The sequence below is a fragment of the Methylobacterium sp. NMS14P genome, from assembly GCF_028583545.1.
Taxonomy (GTDB): Bacteria; Pseudomonadota; Alphaproteobacteria; order Rhizobiales; family Beijerinckiaceae; genus Methylobacterium.
The window spans coordinates 1,869,404-1,891,224 of the sequence record NZ_CP087106.1; the positions used below are offsets into that span (position 1 = coordinate 1,869,404).

The 21,821-nt window shown below is 73.9% G+C and carries 16 protein-coding genes and 1 pseudogene; 7 read left to right on the forward strand and 10 right to left on the reverse strand.

Annotated features, from left to right (window positions below; genetic code table 11):
- Nucleotides 1–128: 128 nt before the first annotated feature.
- Both LOK46_RS08665 and LOK46_RS08670 read right to left on the reverse strand, forming a co-directional pair.
- Nucleotides 129–1,154 carry a histone deacetylase family protein gene (locus LOK46_RS08665; protein WP_273563394.1) on the reverse strand — a complete coding sequence of 342 codons (1,026 nt, stop codon included), beginning with the start codon at nucleotides 1,152–1,154 and terminating at the stop codon, nucleotides 129–131.
- 418 nt (nucleotides 1,155–1,572) lie between these two features.
- Nucleotides 1,573–2,673: pseudogene (locus tag LOK46_RS08670) on the reverse strand (HD domain-containing phosphohydrolase); the annotation flags it as partial.
- A 433-nt stretch (nucleotides 2,674–3,106) separates the two neighbouring features.
- On the opposite strand from LOK46_RS08670, the gene LOK46_RS08675 reads away from it, so the two are divergent.
- Together LOK46_RS08675 and LOK46_RS08680 are read left to right on the forward strand one after the other, a co-directional pair.
- A complete protein-coding gene (locus LOK46_RS08675) occupies nucleotides 3,107–3,991 on the forward strand; it encodes a LysR family transcriptional regulator (RefSeq protein WP_012318597.1) in 885 nt (294 codons plus the stop codon).
- Nucleotides 3,992–4,240: 249 nt separating this feature from the next.
- The gene (locus tag LOK46_RS08680) at nucleotides 4,241–5,434 is read left to right on the forward strand and encodes an FAD-dependent oxidoreductase (RefSeq protein WP_273563396.1); all 1,194 of its coding nucleotides are present in this window, start codon (nucleotides 4,241–4,243) and stop codon (nucleotides 5,432–5,434) included.
- Nucleotides 5,435–5,464: 30 nt separating this feature from the next.
- Here LOK46_RS08680 and LOK46_RS08685 read toward each other — a convergent pair whose 3' ends face one another.
- Nucleotides 5,465–5,752: a hypothetical protein gene (locus tag LOK46_RS08685; RefSeq protein WP_273563397.1), complete on the reverse strand. Its 288-nt coding sequence runs from the start codon at nucleotides 5,750–5,752 to the stop codon at nucleotides 5,465–5,467.
- Between the two features lie 138 nt (nucleotides 5,753–5,890).
- A complete protein-coding gene (locus LOK46_RS08690) occupies nucleotides 5,891–6,325 on the reverse strand; it encodes a DUF1236 domain-containing protein (RefSeq protein ID WP_273563398.1) in 435 nt (144 codons plus the stop codon).
- Nucleotides 6,326–6,506: 181 nt separating this feature from the next.
- Between LOK46_RS08690 and LOK46_RS08695 the strand changes: the two genes are divergently transcribed.
- Nucleotides 6,507–8,195, forward strand: a complete 1,689-nt coding sequence (locus LOK46_RS08695; protein WP_273563399.1) for a thiamine pyrophosphate-binding protein — start codon at nucleotides 6,507–6,509, stop codon at nucleotides 8,193–8,195.
- 19 nt (nucleotides 8,196–8,214) lie between these two features.
- Here LOK46_RS08695 and LOK46_RS08700 read toward each other — a convergent pair whose 3' ends face one another.
- Nucleotides 8,215–9,543 carry an Nramp family divalent metal transporter gene (locus LOK46_RS08700; protein WP_273563400.1) on the reverse strand — a complete coding sequence of 443 codons (1,329 nt, stop codon included), beginning with the start codon at nucleotides 9,541–9,543 and terminating at the stop codon, nucleotides 8,215–8,217.
- Between the two features lie 186 nt (nucleotides 9,544–9,729).
- On the opposite strand from LOK46_RS08700, the gene mntR reads away from it, so the two are divergent.
- Entirely contained in the window at nucleotides 9,730–10,191 is a 462-nt protein-coding gene (gene mntR, locus LOK46_RS08705) for a manganese-binding transcriptional regulator MntR (protein ID WP_012318602.1), read from the forward strand.
- A gap of 18 nt (nucleotides 10,192–10,209) precedes the next feature.
- Here the strand turns inward: mntR and LOK46_RS08710 are convergent, their stop codons facing one another.
- Nucleotides 10,210–11,406: a zinc-binding metallopeptidase family protein gene (locus LOK46_RS08710; RefSeq protein ID WP_273563401.1), complete on the reverse strand. Its 1,197-nt coding sequence runs from the start codon at nucleotides 11,404–11,406 to the stop codon at nucleotides 10,210–10,212.
- Between the two features lie 195 nt (nucleotides 11,407–11,601).
- On the opposite strand from LOK46_RS08710, the gene LOK46_RS08715 reads away from it, so the two are divergent.
- The 3 genes from LOK46_RS08715 (at nucleotide 11,602) to LOK46_RS08725 (ending at nucleotide 18,722) form a co-directional block, all read left to right on the forward strand.
- The gene (locus LOK46_RS08715) at nucleotides 11,602–14,880 is read left to right on the forward strand and encodes a transglutaminase family protein (protein WP_273563402.1); all 3,279 of its coding nucleotides are present in this window, start codon (nucleotides 11,602–11,604) and stop codon (nucleotides 14,878–14,880) included.
- A 289-nt stretch (nucleotides 14,881–15,169) separates the two neighbouring features.
- Complete coding sequence (locus tag LOK46_RS08720) at nucleotides 15,170–17,707, forward strand: circularly permuted type 2 ATP-grasp protein (RefSeq protein ID WP_273564568.1); 2,538 nt, start codon at nucleotides 15,170–15,172, stop codon at nucleotides 17,705–17,707.
- A gap of 115 nt (nucleotides 17,708–17,822) precedes the next feature.
- The gene (locus LOK46_RS08725; RefSeq protein WP_273563403.1) at nucleotides 17,823–18,722 is read left to right on the forward strand and encodes a transglutaminase family protein; all 900 of its coding nucleotides are present in this window, start codon (nucleotides 17,823–17,825) and stop codon (nucleotides 18,720–18,722) included.
- A gap of 136 nt (nucleotides 18,723–18,858) precedes the next feature.
- Here the strand turns inward: LOK46_RS08725 and LOK46_RS08730 are convergent, their stop codons facing one another.
- The 4 genes from LOK46_RS08730 to LOK46_RS08745 form a co-directional block, all read right to left on the reverse strand.
- Nucleotides 18,859–19,470 (reverse strand): pyridoxamine 5'-phosphate oxidase family protein, encoded by a 612-nt coding sequence (locus LOK46_RS08730; protein ID WP_273563404.1) that lies wholly within the window; start codon nucleotides 19,468–19,470, stop codon nucleotides 18,859–18,861.
- 7 nt (nucleotides 19,471–19,477) lie between these two features.
- Entirely contained in the window at nucleotides 19,478–21,184 is a 1,707-nt protein-coding gene (locus LOK46_RS08735; RefSeq protein WP_273563405.1) for a lysine--tRNA ligase, read from the reverse strand.
- A gap of 181 nt (nucleotides 21,185–21,365) precedes the next feature.
- The gene (locus LOK46_RS08740; RefSeq protein ID WP_273563406.1) at nucleotides 21,366–21,548 is read right to left on the reverse strand and encodes a type II toxin-antitoxin system RelE/ParE family toxin; all 183 of its coding nucleotides are present in this window, start codon (nucleotides 21,546–21,548) and stop codon (nucleotides 21,366–21,368) included.
- A 29-nt stretch (nucleotides 21,549–21,577) separates the two neighbouring features.
- Nucleotides 21,578–21,817 carry a hypothetical protein gene (locus tag LOK46_RS08745; protein WP_273564569.1) on the reverse strand — a complete coding sequence of 80 codons (240 nt, stop codon included), beginning with the start codon at nucleotides 21,815–21,817 and terminating at the stop codon, nucleotides 21,578–21,580.
- Nucleotides 21,818–21,821 lie beyond the last annotated feature (4 nt).

Here is a 21,821-nt window from a genome sequence, read left to right on the forward strand (position 1 = left end):
CCGCCCTGATAGGTCGGTTGTGGCATCGGGTCGACCATATCCGAGTGGCCACCCCGGCGCCTCGGCGATCATGATCGCATCACGCCTTCACTTTTCACGTGCGGCGCGGCGCGGACGCGGCGCGAGTCTCAGCGCGCGGCGTCGAAGGCGGCGAGGAAGGCCGCGAGGTTGTCCGGCAGGGCCGCGCAGAGGTAGCCGCCCTCCTGGACCAGGGCCGTGGGCAGCCCGGCCCGGGCGATCCGCTCCGCCGCCCCGACGAAGCCCGCCCGGGAGACCGCGAGGGCGCCGATCGGGTCGTCCGCGGCGGCGTCGAGGCCCAGCGCCACCACGAGGGCCCGGGGCCGGTGCGCGGCGATCGCCCCGAGGGCCGCCTCTACGGCCTCGAGCCAGGGCGCGTCCCCCGAGCCCGGCGGAAGCGGCAGGTTGCGGTTGAACCCCGCCCCCGCCCCGGCGCCGGTCTCGTCGGCGTAGCCGGCGAAGAACGGGAAGTAGTCGGACGGGTCGGCGTGGACCGAGACGGTCAGCACGTCGGCGCGGGCGTAGAAGATCCCCTGCGTGCCGTTGCCGTGATGGACGTCGATGTCGAGGATCGCCACCGGGCCGCCGGTCGCGGCGCGCATCCGCTCGGCCGCGATGGCGCTGTTGTTGAGGAAGCAGAAGCCGCCGGCGGAGTCCGCGTAGGCGTGGTGGCCGGGCGGGCGGCACAGGGCGTAGGCGTGCCCCGCCGCTAGCGCCGTGTCGGCGGCCGCGACCGCGCACTGCGCCGACCCGTAGACCGCCGCCCAGGTACCGGCGCGGATCGGCGTCGAGGTGTCGGCGGTGTAGAGGCCCAGGCGCCCGAGGAGGCCGGCGGGCTTCCGGTGCATCTGCGGCCGCGCGAAGGCGCCCGTCAGGATCTCGTCGCCGATGCCGGGGATCTCGTCCCGGCGCGCCCAGGCCCCGGCCAGGAACGCCACGTAGTCCGGGTCGTGCACGGCCCGGATCGGGTCGAGGCCGTGATCGGCCGGCTCGGCGAGGTCGTGGCCGCCCCGCAGCGCCGCGTCCCGCAGGATCGCGTAGCGGGCGGCCTGCTCGGGATGCGGGATCGGCGCGCCGCGCCGCATGTAGCGTTCGGGATCGTGCCGGCTCGAATCGGGCGTGTGGACGATGCGCATGCCGGCAGGTTAGGGCCCGCCGGGCCGCGCGTCATCCGCCCGGGACGGACTCGCGGGACGCACCCGCATGGGTCGCACCCGCATGGGACGCACCCGGATGGGACGGGCTCAGATGAGGTAGACGGTGCCGTCCGCGCGGAACACCTTCGGGCAGTTCGCCCCGTCCACGAGGCGCTGGGCATCCTCGAGGGAGATCCCGTGCGCCAGGGCGATCTCCGGCAGCGTCTTCCAGGTCGGGGTCATGGTCCGGCTCCGTCCGTGATCCGTGCGGGTCGGGGATCAACGGCGCAAACGCGTCCGGGTTCGCCGACGGTGCGGGGGAGGATGCCGGGGACGAGTCCAGGGACGAGTCCAGGGACGGTTTCAGGAGCGTGTCGAGGGTGTCGGCGCGCCACCCCGTGGGGACGGACGCGGCCGGGGCGACCTCGCGGAGCAGGGTCGGGACCCGGGCCCAGGGTTCCGTGACCGGCCCGGCGCTCGGCCGCACCGCCGCCCGGTTCTGCCCGCCGGCGACGCGGATGTCCGGGAAGCGCGCGCAGAACGCCGCCACGCAGTCCGGATCGAAATGGCGACCGCTCTCGGCACGGACGCAGTCCAGGGCCGCCTCGAAGGACATCGCGTCCTTGTAGGGCCGCGCCGTGGTCAGGGCGTCGAACACGTCCGCCACCGCGACGATCCGGGCCGAGAGAGGGATGGCGGCGCCGGCGAGCCCGTGCGGGTAGCCGCCGCCGTCCCACCGCTCGTGGTGGAACTCGGCGATCTCCGCGGCCAGCCGGATCAGCTCGGAGGCGCTCCCGCCCAGGATGCGCCGGCCGATCGCCGGGTGCGTCTTGACGAGGTCGAACTCGTCCCGGTCGAGCCGGCCGGGCTTCAGCAGGACGCCGTCCGGGATGCCGACCTTGCCGACATCGTGCAGCGGCGCCGCGAGGTAGAGGTTGCGGCAGGTCTCCGGCGCCAGCCCGAGCCCCTCGGCCACGATCTGGCTGTAGCGGGCCACCCGCCACGTGTGGTCGCCGGTGTCGTTGTCGCGGTACTCGACCGCCAGCGCGAGCCGGAAGATGATCTCCTCCTCGCGCTCGCGCATGTGGCGCAGGGCGGCCTCCACCTCGCCGTCGAGCCAGGCGGCCTGCTCGGCCAGCCGCCGCACCGCACGGGCGAGCCGGATCATGTTGCGCAGGCGGACGGTGAGCTCGACGCCCTGCATGGACTTGTCGAGGAAATCGGTCGCCCCGGCCTCCAGGGCGGCGAGCCGCACTGCGTCCGAGATGTCGCTGGTGACCATCACGATGGGCACCTGCGCGTAGTGCGGGATGGTCCGCATCTGCCGGATGAAGGCGATCCCGTCGATGTCGGGCATGTGGCAGTCGACCAGGACGAGGTCGAAGGCCCGCGTCCGCGCCTCGACCATGGCGGCGACCGGGTCGCCGTGATCGGTGACCGACACGTCGGGCTTGGCCTCCAGGAGGAGGCGCAGCCGCATCCGCATGGTGGCGCTGTCGTCGACGAGGAGCGCGTCCATCAGCGGCTCCCGGACCGGCGCAGGCGATCGCGGGGCGGCCGCCGGACCGGGTATGTCGACACAGGAACCATCGCCGCGACGCCTCGCAAGACTGTCGAGCAGCATTGAATGATGCGGCATTAACGGGTGGTAAATCGTCGCTCTGGGTTATATTTGGGAGATTTATTTTAATCAGAAGCGTAGTGCGCGTGAATTCCTGTCCTCGTCTGTCGGAGACAGGTGAGGCCGCGGCGATCGACGGGCGGAGAGCCGGCCTCGTCCGCTCCGGTGCGCCTGAAAGAGCGGCGCGTCTGTAATGGGGATCACCGCGGCCCGGCTTCGAGACGAAGGGTTGACGCGGCCGCGCGGCCCCCCGACGGAGACGGGGACCGGGACGGGTCCCAGGCGGCCCGGGGCGCGCCGGCCGGACGGCGCGGCGGGAGGCGCCTTCGCGATGATGCGGTTCGATCTCGTCGATCTCGGCCTGTTCCGGCACGTGGTCGAGGCCGGCTCGATCACCCACGGGGCCGCGCGGGCGAACCTCGCCCTGGCGGCCGCCTCGACGCGGATCCGGCTGATGGAGGAATCCCTCGGCGCCGCCCTGCTGACCCGTGGCCGGCAGGGCGTCAGCCCGACCCCGGCCGGGCGCGCGCTCCTCGTCCATGCCCGGGAGGTGCTGGCCGGGGTGGAGCGCCTGCGCGAGGAGATGGCGGCCTTCTCGGGGAGCGCCTTCGGCCAGATCCGGGTGCTGGCCAACACCAACGCGCTGACCGAGTTCCTGCCGGAGGCGCTCTCGGCCTTCCTGGCCGATCACCCCGGGATCGGCGTCGAGATCGACGAGCGCACCTCCGAGGAGATCGTCGGGCTGGTGGCCGAGGGGGCGGCCGATCTCGGCATCCTGTCCGGCACGGTCGATACCGGGTCGCTGCAGACCTTCCCGTTCCGGGAGGACCGGTTCGTGCTGGTGGCGGCCCGGGACCATCCCCTGGCGGCGCGCGGGACGATCCCGTTCGCCGAGGTGCTCGGCCACGACCTCGTCGGCCTCGACCGCCGCAGCGCCATCAGCCGCTTCCTCGTCGCCCAGGCGGTGCGCGAGGGGCGGCCGATGCGCCTGCGGGTCCAGCTCCGGGGCTTCGACGCCGTCTGCCGGCTCGTCGAGGCGCGGGTCGGGCTGGCGGTCCTGCCCGAGAGCGCCGCCGCCCGCGCCGCCCAGGGCCTCGCCCTCGCGGTCGTGCCCCTCGCCGACGCCTGGGCGCGGCGCGACCTGACCCTGTGCCTGCGCGACCTCGACGGATTGCCGCCGTTCATCCGGGCCTTCGTGGCGGAGCTGCGCGCCTGAGCGGAGGCCGCGGACCGCGCCGCGGAACCATTCGACGCTCGCCGACATGATCCGCGTCGTCCGGGGCGCGATCCGCGCAGGGCCGCCGCGGCGTCCGGTCGGGACTGTCCCGGGGCCGGGTATCCCCGGTCTCCGGCACGGTCCCTGCCCGGCGGACCGGAGCGTCGGGACCCGGACGCCGTCCCGCGCCGCGCGGCCCTCGTCCGCCCGGCGCGCCGGGGCGGCCGGACTCAGGCGGCGGAGGGAAGCGTGAACGCGGGGGGCGTGGACCAGGTTGAGGTCGCGGTGATCGGGGCGGGACTGGCCGGGAGCTGCCTCGCCGGCGCCCTTGCCCGCGCCGGGATCCGGGTCGCGCTGATCGACGCGCAGGCCGGCCACGCGGCGGCGCGGCGGGAGTTCCGGGCGGAGAAGTTCGGGGCCGACCAGATGGCGCTGTTCGCGGGCCTGGGCTTCGGGCCCGCCCTGCGGGCCCGCACCACCGAGACCCGGGAGGTCGCGGTGGTGCGGTACGGCCGGCTGGCCTGCCGGGAGGCGGCCCGCGAGTGGGGGGCGCCCTACCCCGTGCTGGTCCGGGCGGTGCGGGAGGCCCTGCCGGCGGGGCTGCTGCGGCCGGGCCGGGTCGCGGATCTCGCCCTCGGGCCGGAGCGCCAGGAGATCACCCTCGGCGACGGGAGCCGGCTCGCGGCGCGCCTCGTCGTCCTCGCCACCGGGCTCGGGCAGGCGCTGCACGCACGGGCCGGCCTGCGCCGGCGCGTCCTCAGCCCGCGCCACTCGCTGGCGGCGGGGTTCGACATGGCGGCGCCGCGCGACCGCTTCCCGTTCCCGGCGCTGACCTACTTCTCCGAGGGGTTCGGCGGCCGCGACGCCTACCTGACCCTGTTCCCCCTCGGGACGGTCATGCGGGCCAACCTGTTCTGCTACCGCGATCCCGGCGAGGCCTGGGTCGCGGACCTGCGCCGGGACCCGGCGGCCACCCTCCGGGCGACGATGCCCCGCCTGCCCGCCGCCTGCCCCGACCTCGCGGTCGCCGGGCCCCTCGAGATCCGGCCGATCGACCTCGTCCGGACCGAGGGGGTGGAGCGCGACGGTCTGGTGGTGATCGGCGACGCCTTTCAGACCGCCTGCCCGGTCACCGGCACGGGGATCGGCAAGCTCCTCACCGATGCCGACCGGCTCGCCCGCGTCCACGTGCCGGCCTGGCTCGCCACGCCCGGCATGGGCCGGGACAAGATCGCGGCCTTCTACGCCGACCCGGTCAAGCGGGCCTGCGACGCCCGCAGCCTGCGCGCCAGCCGGTACGCCCGCGGACTCGCGGTGGAGACCGGCGCCCTGTGGCGGGCCCGGCGCCTGCGCAACCGCGTCGCCCGCACGGCGATCCGCCTCGCCGCGGACGGGCCCCAGGCCGCGGCCTCCCTGGCGCTCAGCCTCGCGCTGGGGTTGTAGGGCCGCCGGGCGCGCCCGCGCGCGGCCGAGTCAGCGCCACCGCTCGTCCGTACAGGCCAGCAGGTAGACGACGTGCATGCAGCGCGCCTGGGCGGCCTGCGAGGGCGCGTCGCCCATGCAGGCGCGCATCCCGACGGAGAGCAGGTCGCGATCGACGTCCTGATCCCGCGCGCAGGTGAAGATCGGCTGGAAGCCCTCGAACCGGCTCACCTGCCAGAAGATGACCATGACCGCGAGCAGGCAGAACGTGCAGACCAGGACCCGGCTGTCGTAGAACCAGTGCCGCCGCCCGGCATCCGCGGCGTCGCGCGCGCTCACCCCGTCACCGGGCCCGTCACCAGGCCCGTCACCAGGCCCGTCACCGGGGGCGCCCGCCCGGCCCCCCCTCCTTCTCGGCATCGGATCGCCCTCTCCCTCGCGCCGGATCCTCCGGCCGCGCGCCGCCCGCCGGGGCCGTCACTCGATCACCTCCACGATCCGGCGCGACCGCGGATCGACGAGGATCGGGTGGTCGTTGACGATCGTGTAGCTGTAATCCGGCAAGGCGAACTCCCGCGGGACATCGTAGTACACGATGCCGTCCTCGGGGAGCACCGTCCCGACCCGCACGGGGCCCGCGAGCGCGACGGAGGGGCGGCGCTCGCCGAGGGCGTAGATGCGGAACCGCTCCCGCCGGTCGACGCCGAGGATGCCGTTGGCCGTGCCCACGGCCGCACCGATCGCGCCGCCGACGATCGCCCCGAGGGGGCCCGCCATCTCCTCGCCGCGCGAGGCGCCCTCCTGGGCCCCGCGCTCGAGCCCCTGCGCCCGCGCCCCCGCGGCGAGGCCCAGGGGGGCCGCAAGGGGGCCCGCCAGGGTGGCGAGGAGCGCCAGAGATGCCGCGATCCGCATGATGTGTCGTCCTGGTCGGTGGCGTGGATCGTCGGGCCTGCGCCCGGGGGCGCGGGCGCGTCCCGGACGGAGGGTACGCCGAAAAGGCTGCCGACCGGTTGCCGCCCGGCGCGGGGCGGCGGCATTGCCCCGGTCCGCCCATGGGGTAGCCTCCGGCTGATTCCGTCGGAGAGGACAGGGCATGCCGATCGAGACCGTGGAGACCGCCGGCCGCCGCCGGGGCGCCGACCTCCTGGTGGAGGTGCTGCGCTCGGAAGGGGTGCGCTACATCTTCGGCAATCCCGGCACCACCGAGTTGCCGCTCATCGACGCGCTCACCGAGGCGCCCGACATCGCCTACATCCTCGCCCTGCAGGAGGCGACCGCGGTGGCCATGGCGGACGGCTACGCGCAGGGCGCCCGCCGGCCCGCCTTCCTCAACCTGCACACGGCGGGCGGCCTCGGCCACGCCATGGGCGGGCTGGTGAATTCCCAGGTCTCCGGCACGCCGCTCGTGGTCACCGCCGGGCAGCAGGATCTCCGCCACGCGCTCACCGACCCGCTGCTGATGGGCGACCTCGTCGCCATCGCCGACCCGGTGATGAAGTGGGCCCGCGAGGTGACGAGCCCGGACCAGATCCCGATCCTGCTGCGCCGGGCCTTCCACGACGCGGGGGCCGCCCCGTCCGGCCCGGTCTTCCTGTCCCTGCCCATGGACGTGATGGAGGCGATGAGCACGGTCCCGGCCGGCGAGACCTCGACCATCGACCAGCGGGCGGTGGCGGGCTCCCTCGACCGGCTGGCCGAGAAACTCGCCGCGATCGCGCCGGGCCGCCTCGCCCTGATCGCGGGCGACGAGATCGACGCCTCGGACGCCTCGGCGCAGATGGTGGCGCTCGCCGACCTGCTGGCGGCGCCGGTCTACGGCTCGTCCTGGCCGGCCCACATCCCCTTCCCCACCGCGCACCCGCTCTGGGCCGGGAACCTGCCGACCCGGGCGGACGCCATCGCCGACATCCTCGGGCGCTACGACGCGGTGTTCGCGCTGGGCGGCAAGTCGCTGATCACCGTGCTCTACTCGGAGGTGTCGGCGGTGCCGCCGGGGGTGCAGGTCTTCCAGCTCTCGGCGGACGTGCGCGACCTCGGGCGCACCTACGCCACCTGCCTGTCGACGGTGGGCGACATCCGCGCCTCCCTCGACGCCCTGCTGCCGCTGCTCGCGCCCCGCCTCGCCGACCGGGCCGACGCCTTCGCGGGCCTGCGCGCCCAGGCGGTGACCGCCCGGGTCGAGCGCCGGGCGAAGCTCGCCGCCGCCGCCGACGCGGCCTTCGAGGATCCGGTGATCGCGCCGCTGGTCGCCGCCCGGGAGGTGGCCCGCGCGGTCGGCGCCGAGACCACCATCGTGGACGAGGCGCCCGCGACGCTCACCCACCTGCGCACCTTCCTCGACAGCCCCTCGGCGCACCAGTACGCGGCGATGCGCGGCGGCGTGCTCGGCTGGGGCATGCCGGCCGCGGTCGGCTTCTCCCTGGGGCTCGATCGCGCGCCCGTGGTCTGCGTCGTGGGCGACGGGGCCGCGATGTACTCGCCCCAGGCCCTCTGGACGGCGGCGCACGAGAAGCTGCCGGTCACCTTCGTGGTGATCAACAACGCCGAGTACAACATCCTCAAGACCTTCATGAAGGGCCAGGCGCACTACGCCTCGGTGCGCGCCAACCGCTTCATCGCCATGGACCTCACCGACCCGCGGATCGACTTCCCGGCGCTGGCCGCCTCCATGGGCGTGCCGGCCCGGCGGGTGACCCGGGCCGCCGACATCGCCCCGGCGATCGAGGCCGGGATCCGGTCGGGGGGCACCAACCTCGTCGAGGTGGTGGTGCGGGCGACCTGAGCGGGCGGCCAGGGGGCTCTCACTCCAACCCCGGCACCGGCACCCCGAAGGCCGCCGCCAGCAGCACCATGTTGAGGGCGAGCACCAGGGCGGCCCCCGCCACGGCCGCGGCCTGGGTGAGCGGCCCGTTGGCGAACGGGCCCATCACGCTGCGGCGCCGGGTGAACACCACCAGCGCCACCATCGGGACCGGCAGGGCGAGCGACAGCACCACCTGCGACAGGACCAGCGCCTGCGTCGGGTCGACCCCGATCGCCACCACCGCGAAGGCCGGCAGCATGGTCACGAGCCGGCGGGCGAGGAGCGGGATGCGCCAGCCGGTGAAGCCCTGCATCACCAGCTGCCCGGCGAGCGTGCCCACCACCGAGGAGGAGATGCCGGAGGCGAGCAGCGACACCAGGAAGGCCGCCCCCGCGGCGGGCCCGAGGAGCGGCGTCAGGGTGCGGTAGGCCTCGCCGATCTCCGCCACCTCGCTGTGGCCGACGTGGAAGGCCGCCGCCGCCATGATCACCATCGCCATGTTGACGAGGCCCGCCAGCAGCAGCGCCACCACCACCTCGCGGTTCGAGTAGCGCACCAGCAGGCGCCGGTCGGCCTCGGTGCGGGGGTTGCCCCGCCCCTGGGTCAGGCCCGAATGCAGGAACAGCGCGTGCGGCATCACGGTGGCGCCGATGATCCCGACCGCGATGGTGAGCGCCTGCGCGTCCGGGATCCGCGGGGTGACGAGGCCCTTGGCGGCCTCGCCCCAGGCCACCGGCGCGACGAGGAGCTCGACCGCGTAGCAGAGGCCGATCGTGCCGACCATCGCGCCGATTGCGATCTCCAGCGGCCGGAAGCCCTCGTGCTCCAGGAGCAGGATCGCGTAGGTGACCACCGCGGTGATCGCCATGCCGGCCATCAGCGGCATGCCGGTGAGCAGCGACAGGCCGATGGCGCCGCCGAGGAACTCCGCGAGGTCGGTCGCCATGGCGGCGACCTCGCTGATGCCCCACAGCGCGAGGCGCACCGGCCGCGTCGTCGCGTCCCGGCAATGCTCGGCGAGGTTCTTGCCCGTCACGATGCCGAGCTTGGCCGACAGGGCCTGGAACAGCATCGCCGTCAGGTTGGCGAGCAGCACCACCCAGAGCAGGCCGTAGCCGTAGCGGGCGCCGGCCTGGATGTTGGTCGCGAAATTCCCGGGGTCCATGTAGGCGATCGACGCCGTCACGGCCGGGCCGGCGAACAGCAGGAACCGGGCCCGGCCGCCGGGACGGCCGTCGAGGACGTCGCGGATCGCGCCCTCGGTCCGCCGGCTCATCGCCCCGGGCGCGGCGCGCCCGGGGGCCGTCGCGGCGTTCGGCGCCACCATGCTCACCCTCTCCTCAAAGATATAGCGGAGGCTATATTCAGGGTTCGGCGCCGGGATTCAAGGGTCAGGTTTCGAGGGCCGGGATTCGCGGGGCCCGCACCGCCTCCGCGGGACTCCCCTCCCCGGGGCGGTGTTTGCTAGACAGGGGTCGGGGCGGCCCGCGCGGGCCGTGGTGGGGGAGAGCCGATGCAGGAACCGTCCGAGCCGGGCTCGCCCGAGACCGTGCTGGTCGATCCCGAGCGCCACGTGGAGAGCTTCCGCCAGGCCCGCGAGGCGCGGCGCTCGGAGCTCGTGGAGGATTACGTCGAGCTGATCGACGACCTGATCGGCGACGGCGGCGAGGCGCGGCAGGTGGACATCGCGGCCCGGCTCGGCGTGGCGCAGCCGACCGTCGCCAAGATGCTGAAGCGCCTGTGCGAGGACGGGTTCGTCCAGCAGCGGCCCTATCGCGGCGTGTTCCTGACCGAGGCCGGCCGCCGGCTCGCCGCGCAGGCCCGGGAGCGCCACCGCATCGTCGAGCGCTTCCTGTGCGCGCTGGGGGTGAGCCCCGAGACGGCCCGGCGGGACGCGGAGGGGATCGAGCACCACGTCAGCGCCGAGACGCTCGCGGCGTTCCGCGCCTTCGCGGAGCGGCACGGGGGGGCGTGACCGGCGCCTCTCCGGCCCTCACACCATCGGCGCCGCCACCTTCTGGCGCAGGCCCAGGATCACCGCCCGGAGCATCTCGGCCCCGGCCTCGCCGGCATCCGGCAGGGTGCCGGTGCGGGAGGCGTAGATCCGCTCGTGCACGAAGGCGAGCTTGGCGATCACCGCAGGCGTCAGCTTGAACGGGTAGAGCGCCGGCTGGCCCATGCTGTGGGACAGCGAGTTGATCGCGTAGGTGAGCGGCAGCCACGCGGCGATCAGCCGGTCGAGGTCGGCCGTGTTGTACGGGTCGAAGTCGATCACCGTCGGCGCCTGGGGCACGGACTGCCCCCGCTGGCGCAGGCGCGGGCGCACGTGCAGCTCGAAGGTCGAGGCGGTCTCCACCGTGTCGACGATGTGCAGGTAATGCGCGAAGGTCTCGGCGAAGTCCTCCCACGGATGGGCCGTGGCGTAGGCCGAGACGTAGGCCTCGTCCCAGTCGGCGGGGGCGCCCTTGGCGTAGTGCTCCTGCAGGGCCTGGACGTAGTTCAGCCGCTCGTCGCCGAACAGGGCTCGGAAGGGCTCCCAGGAGGGGCTGTTCAGCACCAGCAGGTACCAGAAGTAATGCCCGATCTCGTGCCGGAAATGGCCGAGCAGGGTGCGGTAATGCTCGCCGAACAGGATCCGGCGGCGCTCCCGCTCGACGTCGTCGGCCTCGGCGATGTTCATGGTGATCAGGCCGTTGATGTGGCCCGTCAGCACCGGCGGCCCGCCGGAGACGCTCTCGGACGGGTCGACCAGGAAGTCGAAGGCCAGCCCGTCCGTGTACTGGGCGCGGGTGGCGAGCGGCAGTTCCAGGCGCAGCAGCGAGTAGAACAGCCGGTGCTTGGCCGCCTCGATCGGGCGCCAGCGCGCGAGGTTCCAGGGCTGCGACAGGTCCGGGACCACGCGGTTGTGGCGGCAGGCGGTGCAGTAGATGTCGGGGCTGTCCTCCGGCACCAGCCAGTTGCAGGCCTGCGCGAGGGCGTTGTTGCACCGCCGGTAGCGCCGGCCGGGATCCGCGTAGGCGTGGAAGACCTGCGCCCCGCCCATCAGCGGGTGGGCCGAGAGCCCCTGGGGCTCCAGCGCCGAGACCTCGTGGACCGTGCAGGCGTAGCCCAGCGGCCGCGCGCAGCTCTCGCAGGCGGTCGCCTCGAAGGTGACCGGCTGGTCGCAGGCCTGGCACTGGAAGATCTTCATGGCGCGGTCCCGGGCCGGCGGCCGGCCCACCTGCCGGTCAAGCGGGGCCGGGCGGCAAAGTTCCTGCCGAGCGACCGGGTGGCGGCGCCGCACGGAAATTGCTTGCCGGCGGGGTAGTATCGCATAACCGCGCGGTGGGCGCCGGCGCCAGGGACCGGCAGCGCGACCGCGTTCGATCCTTCCGACGGAGCCATCGTGTCGATCAGAGCCGCCCTGCACCACGTCACGCATTACCGCTACGACCGGCCGATCAGCCTGGGCCCCCAGGTGATCCGCCTGCGCCCGGCCCCCCACGCGCGCACCAAGGTCCCGGCCTACGCGCTCACGGTGACGCCGGCCAACCACTTCCTGAACTGGCAGCAGGATCCGAGCGGCAACTGGCTCGCCCGCCTCGTCTTCCCGGAGAAGACCGACGAGCTGAAGATCGAGGTCGACCTCACCGTCGACATGGCGGTGATCAACCCGTTCGACTTCTTCGTGGAGGATTACGCGCAGGTCCGGCCGTTCGCGTACGACCCCGGCCTCGCCGAGGAGCTGGCCCCCTACCTCGCCCCGGTCGACGCGGAGTGTCCGGAGATGGAGGCGCTGCTCGCCCGTCTCCCCACGGAGCCCAGCACCGTCCAGTTCCTAGTGGCGCTGAACGGCCTGATCGCCCGCGAGACCGCCTACGGCGTCCGCATGGAGCCGGGCGTCCAGACCCCCGCCGAGACCCTGCGGCTGAAGAGCGGCTCCTGCCGCGACTCGGCGTGGCTGCTCGTGCAGGTGCTGCGCCGGATCGGCCTCGCCGCCCGGTTCGTCTCCGGCTACCTGATCCAGCTCGTGCCCGACACGACCGCGGTCGACGGGCCGACCGGCGCGTCGTCGGACTTCACCGACCTGCACGCCTGGGCCGAGGTCTACCTGCCGGGCGCCGGCTGGGTCGGGATGGACGCCACCTCGGGCCTGCTCACCGGCGAGGGCCACATCCCGCTGGCCGCGACGCCGCACTACCACTCGGCCGCGCCGATCTCGGGGGCGATGGAGCCCGCCGAGACCGCGTTCGACTTCAAGATGACCATCACCCGCGTCGCCGAGACGCCGCGGATCACCAAGCCGTTCCCGGAGGCGGTCTGGGCCGCCATGGACGCGCTGGGCGAGCGGGTCGACGCCGACCTCGCCGCGCAGGACGTGCGCCTGACCATGGGCGGCGAGCCGACCTTCGTGTCGGTGGACGACTTCGAAGCGCCCGAGTGGAACATCGCGGCCGTCGGCCCGACCAAGCGGGGACTCGCCGACCAGCTGATCCGGCGCCTGCGCGACCGGTTCGGCCCGGGGGGGCTGCTCCATTACGGCCAGGGCAAGTGGTATCCCGGCGAGAGCCTGCCGCGCTGGGCCTTCGCGCTCTACTGGCGCAAGGACGGCCAGCCGATCTGGCGCAACCCGGACCTGATCGCTCCGGAAGCCGCCCCCGGGCAGGCGGGGACGGCCACCATCGCGCGGGCCGAGGCGTTCGCCGACGCGCTGGCCCGCCGCCTCGGCCTCGCCGACTACGTCTTCCCGGCCTTCGAGGACGGCGAGCTCTGGGAGAGGAAGACCGCGGCGCTGCCGGTCAACGTCACGCCGGCCGACGCCAAGTCGGGCTCGGTGGAGTTCGATGCCCGGATCAGGCGGGTCTACGCGCGGGGCCTCGGGGAGGCGGCCGGCTACGTCCTGCCGCTGGCGAGCCTGCCCACCGGCCAGGACGGCGAGGCCGACCGGGTCTGGATCTCGGAGAAGTGGGACTTCCGGCGCGGCGCCGCCTTCCTGGTGCCGGGGGACTCGCCGGTGGGCTTCCGCCTGCCCCTGTCGTCCCTGCCCTACGTGCCGCCGGAGCACTACCCGTACTACCAGCCGCAGGACCCGCTGGAGCCCCGCGCCGCCCTCCCCGACGGGCATCCCGGCGCCACGGTGGTCAACGGCGCCGGCGTCACCGGCGTCGCGGTGCGCACGGCCCTGTCGATCGAGCCCCGCGACGGGGTGGTGCGGGTGTTCATGCCGCCGGTGCAGCGCGCCGACGAGTATCTCGAACTCGCCGGCCACCTGGAGGCGGTGGCCGCCGAGCTGGGGCTGCCGATCCACCTCGAGGGCTACGAGCCGCCCTACGACCCGCGCATCGGCGTGATCAAGGTGACGCCCGATCCCGGCGTGATCGAGGTGAACGTCCACCCGGCCGCCTCCTGGCGGGAGGCGGTCGCCATCACCACCGACCTCTACGCCGAGGCCCGCCAGACCCGGCTCGGCGCGGAGAAGTTCATGACCGACGGGCGCCACACCGGCACCGGCGGCGGCAACCACGTGGTCATGGGCGGCGTCACGCCGGACGATTCGCCGTTCCTGCGCCGGCCCGACCTGCTGAAGAGCCTCGTGCTGTACTGGCAGCGCCACCCGGCGCTCTCGTACCTGTTCTCGGGCCTCTACATCGGGCCCACGAGCCAGGCGCCGCGCATGGACGAGGCCCGCCACGACGGGCTCTACGAGCTCGAGATCGCGCTGGCCCAGGTGCCGGCCCCGGACGCGCCCAACATCCCGCGCTGGCTCGTCGACCGGATCTTCCGCAACATTCTCGTCGACGTCACCGGCAACACCCACCGGGCCGAGATCTGCATCGACAAGCTCTACTCGCCGGACGGCCCGACCGGGCGCCTCGGCCTCCTGGAGTTCCGCGCCTTCGAGATGCCGCCGGACGCGCGGATGAGCCTCGCGCAGCAGCTCCTGCTCCGCGCCCTCGTGGCCTGGCTGTGGCGCGAGCCCCAGACCGGGAGTTGTGTCCGCTGGGGCACGAACCTCCACGATCGGTTCATGCTGCCGCATTTCCTCTGGTCCGACTTCCTCTCGGTGCTGGAGGATCTGCGGGCGGCGGGGTACGCTTTCGATCCGGTCGCCTTCGAGGCGCAGGCCCTGTTCCGCTTCCCGGTCTTCGGCACGATCGAGCAGGGCGGGGTCCGGATGGAGTTGCGCCAGGCGCTCGAGCCCTGGCACGTGATGGGCGAGGAAGGGACCAGCGGGGGCACCGTGCGCTTCGTCGACAGCTCGGTCGAGCGGCTGCAGGTCAGGGTCGAGGGCTTCGTGCCCGAGCGGCACGTCATCGCCTGCAACGGCCGCCGCCTGCCCATGACCTCCACCGGCCGCGGCGGCGAGGCCGTGGCGGGCCTGCGCTTCAAGGCGTGGCAGCCGGCCTCCTCGCTGCACCCGACCATTCCGGCCCACTCGCCGCTGACCTTCGACATCCTCGACGCCTGGAGCGGGCGCTCCCTCGGCGGCTGCCGCTACCACGTCGCCCATCCGGGCGGGCGCAACTACGAGACCCATCCGGTCAACGCCTACGAGGCGGAGGGGCGGCGCCTCGCCCGGTTCCAGCCGAACGGCCACACGCCGGGCCGGGTGGACATGCCCCGCCCGGAACCGAGCGCCGAGTTCCCGCTGACCCTCGACCTGCGGACGCCGGCCCCGCAATGATCCGCGATGTTCGGACATCCGGGTCGGACACCGGCGCGGGCGACAGAGCGCGACGCGCCCCCTCTCCCGTGCGGGAGAGGGTTGGGGTGAGGGACGAGAGGCTTCAGGAGCGGGCACTCCTCCATCGACGCGCGTTCGCGTCGCGCTTCATCCGGCGAGACCTGATCCCTCACCCGGCTTCCTGCGCGAGCAGACCTCTCCCGCACGGGAGAGGGGACCCGCGCTCCGCTCTGCAGCCACGTCGTCCACGACGTGTGGCTCCGCGGGCCGCGATGACCCGGTATCCGTGATGGAGGCGGCGCTCGCGGGCAGCCGCGGCCGGGCCGAGCGGCCGGAGGGCGCGCGGGAGCGCGTCGCCCGCTGGAGCGCGGGCTACCGCCCGGCGCCCGGCCGGCCGGACGAGTTCCTGGGCCCCGACGGCGCGCCCCGCGGGGCGTGGCCGCGCCTGCTCGACCGTCTCGGCGGCCTCACCGAGCCGGAGATCATGGCCCGCTTCGTCGCGGCGGAGCGGCACATCCGGGACGCGGGCATCTCGTTCCGCATCGCCGGCGACCAGCGCGAGCATCCCTGGCCGCTGGGCTGCCTGCCCCTGGTGATCGAGGGGGCGGAGTGGGCGGCGCTCAGCGCCGGGATCGTCCAGCGCGCGGAGCTGATGGAGGCGATCCTCGCCGACGCCTACGGCGAGGGCCGGCTGGTCGCCGAGGGGCTGCTCCCCGCCGCGATCGTGGCCGGCACGCCCGAGTTCCTGCACCCGCTCCACGGGGTCGCGCCCCCCGGCGGCCACTACCTCAAGCTCTACGCCGCCGATCTCGGCCGGGGGCCGGACGGGCGCTGGCAGGTGCTCGCCGACCGGACCCAGGCGCCCTCGGGCCTCGGCTGGGCGCTGGAGAACCGCATGGTCCTGGCCCGGACCTTCCCGGACTTCTTCCAGGACCTCCACGTCGAGCGCCTGCCGGCCTTCTTCCAGGCGTTCCGCGACGGGCTGGCGCTGGGGGCGGAGCGCGCCGACCCGCGGATCTGCCTGCTGACCTCCGGCCCCTACAGCAGCACCTACGTCGAGCAGGCGGCGCTCGCCCGCTATCTCGGCCTGATGCTGGTGGAGGGCGACGACCTCGTCATGCGGGACGGGTGCCTGCACGTGCGTACCGTCTCGGGCCTGAAGCGGGCCGACGCCCTGTGGCGGCGGATCGACGCCGACTTCCTCGACCCCCTGGAGCTGAACCCGGCCTCGCGGCTCGGCGTGCCCGGCATCCTCGACGCCCTGCGCAACGGCTCCCTGGTGATGGCCAACATGCCGGGCGCGGGGCTCGTCGAGTCGGCCGCGCTCGCCCCCTATCTCGACGGCATCGCCCGGCGCGTCCTCGGCGAGCCCCTGCGGCTCGGCCACCCGCGCACGTGGTGGTGCGGCGACCTCGAGGGCCTGGCGCACGCGCGGGCCAACCTCGACAGCCTGACCCTGCGCCCGGCCGCCACGCCGCAGCGCGGCGCGGCGCGCGACGCGATCCTGGCCGGCCCGGTCCTGGCGGCGGAGCGGGAGCGGGTCGTGGCGGCCCTGCGCGACCGGCCCTTCGACTACGTCGCCCAGGAGGCGGCGCCGCTCTCGACCATGCCGGGCTGGGAGCGCGGTCCGGACGGCCTGTTCCTGACGCCCCGCCCCTTCGCGGTCCGCGTCTTCGCCGCGCGGACGCCGCTCGGCTGGCAGGTCATGCCCGGCGGCTTCTGCCGGGTCTCGGAGCGCGAGGACGTCGACCCGATCGAGCTGCGGCTCGGCATCCGCTCCGCCGACGTCTGGGTCCTGTCCGAGGCGCCGGTCGCCGCGCCCCTGATCGGCACGCAGGCGGCCCCGCGGGTGCGGCGGGTCGGCGGCCACCTCCCCGCCCGGGCCGCCGACGGCCTGTTCTGGCTCGGCCGCTACCTGGAGCGCGGCGAGGCGGTGATCCGGCTGGTGCTGGCCCATCTGCGCAGCGTCGGCGACGCGGTCGGGACCGACATCTCGGGCGCCCTCGACACGCCGGCGGCCCTGGCGCTCCGGGCCCTGCTGCACGAGTGGGGCGCCATCGGTGCGGCCGACCTGCCCACCGCCCGCCTCGCCCAGGAGGCGCTGGCCGGGCGGGACCGGCCCGGCTCGGCCCGGTCCCACGTCATCGCGGCCCGCCGCAACGCCGCCGCGCTCCGCGCCCGCCTGTCGGGCGAGGCGTGGCGGGTGCTCGCCGACCTGAACGAGTTCCTGTCCCTCAACACCGCGCGGGCCTTCACCGAGTCGCAGCTCGCGGGCCGCGCAGAGCGGGCGCTGAGCCAGCTCGCGGCGCTCGCCGGCCTCACCCACGAGAACATGAGCCGGGCCGAGGGCTGGCACTTCATCGAGCTCGGCCGGCGGATCGAGCGGGCGATCAACACCGGCGCCTTCGCGCTGGCCTTCGCCAACGACGAGGCGACCCCCGGCTGCCTCGGGGTGATGCTGTCCCTGTGCGATTCGCAGATCAGCTACGGGCGGCGCTACCTGCAGGGGGCGGCCCTCGACCCCGTGCGCGACATGGTGCTGCTCGACCCCTACAACCCGCGCTCGATCGCCTTCCAGGCGGAGGCGATCACCCGGCACCTCGCCGACCTGCCGGCGCTCGCCGCGGACGGGATCCCCGAGCCCCATTGCCGCCTCGCCACCCGGATCCTGGCGGAGCTGCGCAGCGGCGAGGCCGCGGATTTCGACGCCGTGCGCCTGACCGCGCTCGCGACCGACCTCGAGCGCCTCGCCGACGGCATCGCGGCCCGCTACTTCCCCACCGGGCCGAACGCGCTGCGCCCCGAGAAGCTGACGGGGCTGGCTTGATGTTGTGTGTCCTTGACGCTGCCGCCTCAAGGACGATCCGCAGCAGGGGCTGCGGCGCGCCTTCGCGCTTGCCGGCGACCGCAGGCGACGGACGTCGCGATGGGCGGTCGCTGGGATGATCTACACGCTGCGCCACCGCACCGCCTACCGCTACGGCCGGCCGGTGCACTTCGCCCGCTGCACCCTGCGGCTCAAACCGCAGGACGGCGAGGGCCAGAGCGTGCTGGCGAGCGCCGTCACGATCGACCCGAGCCCCGCCCGCGCGGTCATGCGGCGCGACTATCTCGGGATCGACGCGGTGGCGATCACCCTGGAGACGCCGCACACCGCCTTCAGCGTCGAGGCGCTCTCCACCGTGCGGGTCGAGCGCCCGGCCCCGCCGCCGCCGGAATCCGGGACGTCCTGGGAGCGGGTCCGCGACGCCGTCCTGGCGGGGCGCGACCTCGGCGGCCGGGCGCCGGTGCACTTCCTGTTCCCGAGCGGCCGGGTGCCGCTGCTGCCCGCGATCGCCGACTACGCGCGCCCGAGCTTCGCCGCCGGCCGCAGCGCCTACGGGGCGGCCCACGACCTGATGCTGCGGATCGGCCGGGATTTCCGCTTCGACGCCCGGGCCACCACCGTCTCGACGCCGCTCGCGGAGTCCTTCGCGCTCCGGGCCGGGGTCTGCCAAGACTTTGCCCACGTGATGATCGCCGCCCTGCGCGGCATGGGCCTGCCGGCGGCCTATGTCAGCGGCTACCTGCGCACCGTGCCGCCGCCCGGCCGCCCGCGCCTGCGCGGGGCGGATGCGAGCCACGCCTGGGTGGCGGTCTGGTGCGGCGAGGGCTGGCTCGGCCTCGACCCGACCAACGGCGTCGCGGTGCGGGACGACCACATCGTGGTGGCCCGCGGCCGCGACTACGGCGACGTGGCGCCGGTCGACGGCATCGTCAGCGGCTCGGGCAAGCAGCGCCTCAAGGTCGAGGTCGACGTCATCCCCGACACCGAGACGCAGGATCTCGCGCTGGTGGGGTGAGGTGACGCTCCGTCATCGCGAGCGCAGCGAAGCGACCCAGGGCGGCGCGACATCCCCGAAGATGGCGCGACACTGGATCGCTCCGCTCGCAAGGACGGAGATGTCGCGGACGCCACCCTCACCACCCTCACTACCCTCACCACATCGTCTTGGCCGCCCGCTCCGGCCATTCCGCGTCGTAGCGCTGGCCGCCAACCGCGCCCGCGGTCAGCGCCGCCAGGATCGCCCCGGGGGTCGGCAGGCTCGCCGGGTCGACGCGGGCTTCCGGATCCCACAGCTTCGCCCGGATGATCGCCCGGGCGCACTGGAAGTAGATCTCCGCGACCGTGATCACGACCGCGGTGCGCGGCGCGTGGCCGTCGACGCTGAAGGACGCGAGGAGCTCCGGGTCGGCCGAGATCACCGCTCGCCCGTTCACCCGGAGCGTCGTGCCCGAGCCCGGGATCAGGAACAGCAGCGCCACCCGCGGATCGCGCACGATGTTGCGCAGCGAGTCGATCCGGTTGTTGCCGCGCCGGTCCGGCAGGATCAGCGTGCGCGAGTCGGCGACCCGCACGAAGCCCGGCTGGTCCCCGCGCGGGCTGCAGTCGAGCCCCTCCGGGCCGGCGGTCGCCAGCACCGCGAAGGGCGAGGCCGCGATCAGCGCCGCGTAGTCCGGCGTGATCGCGGCCGCCACCTTCACCGTGGAGGCGGGCGCCAGGGGCGCGCTGTAGATCGCCTCCAGCGCGGCGAGATCGTCGACGATCATCGTGCCCTCACGCGACCGGGGCCGCCTTGCCGGCCGCGAAGGCCTCGTGCTCGGCCACGAGCGCCCCCGACAGGGCCGCGGCGATCAGGCCGCGGGTCTCGTCGACGCCGTAGAGGGCCACGAAGGAGCCGAACCGGGGTCCGCGCGCCTCGCCGAACAGCACGTTGTAGAGGCTCGTGAACCACGCCTGCGACACGCCGGGCCGCCCGTCCGGGCTCTTGGCCTTGCCGGACGTGTCGGGGAAGTGGCGCCGCCCGACCTCGTAGACCGCCGCCTGCAGGGCCTCCGGGTCGGTGGAGCCGGCATGTTCCCGGAGGGTCTCCGCGAGGTCCTCGAGCGCCGCCCGTTCCTCGGGCGTCGGCGCCCGGTAGGTCTTGGCCGGCCGCACGAAGTCCGAGAAGTACTTCAGCGCGTGCCTGACCAGCCGGTCGAGGCCCGGATGGGTCTCCGGACCGGTCCGCGGCGCGTAGCGGCGGATGAAGCCCCACAGCACCGCCGGATCCTCGGTGTTGGCGACCGCCGCGAGGTTGAGCAGCATCGCGAAGGTCAGGCTCGCGCCCTCGACCCGCTCGGGCTCCGGCGGATTGCCGGCATGGAGGTGCCAGACCGGGTTGCCCAGCCGCAGCTTCGCGTCCTGGCCGGCGTAGCGGTCGAGGAAGCCGATATACTCGTCGACGTGCCGGGGGATCACGTCGAAGAACAGGCGCTTGGCCTCGCGCGGCTTGTTGTACATGAACAGGGCCAGCGATTCCGGCGTGCCGTAGGTGAGCCACGCGTCGATCGTCAGGCCGTTGCCCTTCGACTTCGAGATCTTCTGGCCCTTCTCGTCGAGGAACAGCTCGTAGTTGAAGCCCTCCGGCGGCTCGCCGCCGAGCGCCCGGGCGATCCTGGCCGAGAGCTTGACCGAGTCGATCAGGTCCTTGCCGGCCATCTCGTAATCGACGCCGAGCGCCACCCAGCGCATCGCCCAGTCGGGCTTCCACTGCAGCTTGGCGTGGCCGCCGGTCACCGGGGTCTCGTAGCGCTCGCCGGTGGCGGGATCGCGCCACACGATCGTGCCGCTCTCCGCCTTCACCTCGTCGATCGGCACCTGCATCACGTGGCCGGTGACCGGGTGGAGCGGCAGGAACGGCGAGTAGCTCGCCGAGCGCTCGGCCCGCAGCGACGGCAGCATGATCTCCATCACGGAATCGTAGCGCTCCAGCACGCGCAGCAGCACCGTGTCGAACACGCCCGCGCGGTAGCACTCGGTCGCTGAGCGGAACTCGTAGGCGAACCCGAACGCGTCGAGGAAGCGGCGCAACTCGGCGTTGTTGTGCGCCCCGAAGCTGTCGTGGGTGCCGAACGGGTCCGGCACGCGGGTGAGCGGCTGGTTGAGGTGGGCGGCCAGCATCTCCCGGTTCGGGACGTTGTCGGGCACCTTGCGCAGCCCGTCCATGTCGTCCGAGAAGGCGATCAGCCGGGTCGGCACCGCGTCGCGGGTGAGCACCCGGAAGGCGTGCCGCACCATGGAGGTGCGGGCGACCTCGCCGAACGTGCCGATATGCGGCAGGCCCGACGGGCCGTAGCCGGTCTCGAACAGCACCTCGGTCTTGCCGGATTTCTCCAGCCGCGCCACGAGCTTGCGCGCCTCCTCGAAGGGCCAGGCGGCGGCGTTGGCGGCGGCCTCGATGGTGTCGGGGTCGAGGGTCAGGGCTGGGGGGGCGGCTGGCATGTCTTCTGGGATGTACGCGAATTGGACGCGCGCACCCTAGAGCGGTTCGCACCGGAGCGGAACGCCCGGCGGTGCAACCGGGGTTCCAGTCCCGTGTAAGCGGGGGGACACGGTACCTGTGCCGGGCGTTCAAGCTTGCTGCTGCCGAGCGGTGTGGCGAATCCCGAGGATGAGGATCTCGTCATCCGCAACGCGATCGGTGATGGCATAGGGATAGGGACGTGCCACGACGCGCCTGATGCCGCCCCGGGCCGTCATCGAACCCACGAAGGGGTGGTTGCAGCAGAAGGTCCATGAGCGCCTGCAGACGCTTCTGCACACGACGCGCGCCGTGCGGATTTCGCTGGGCGATGTAGGTGAGCACGCTGTCGAGTTGGTCAGCCGCGGGGCGGGTTAGACGCAGTCTGACAGCCCATGCTTGGCCCAGATGGCGCGCACCTCCGCATCCGTGGCGTAGTCGCCCCGTGCAGCCGCAGCTTCGGATTCGTCGAGTTCCGCCGCCTCCTCCGGCGTGAACCGATAGATGGAGGCCCCGTCATCCACGAAGGCCAGCATCAGGCGGGCAATCTCGTCCTGCATCTCCGGTGCGAGGACCCGCGCCTTCGCCACGGCCTTCTCGAGCAGATCCGTTATGCGC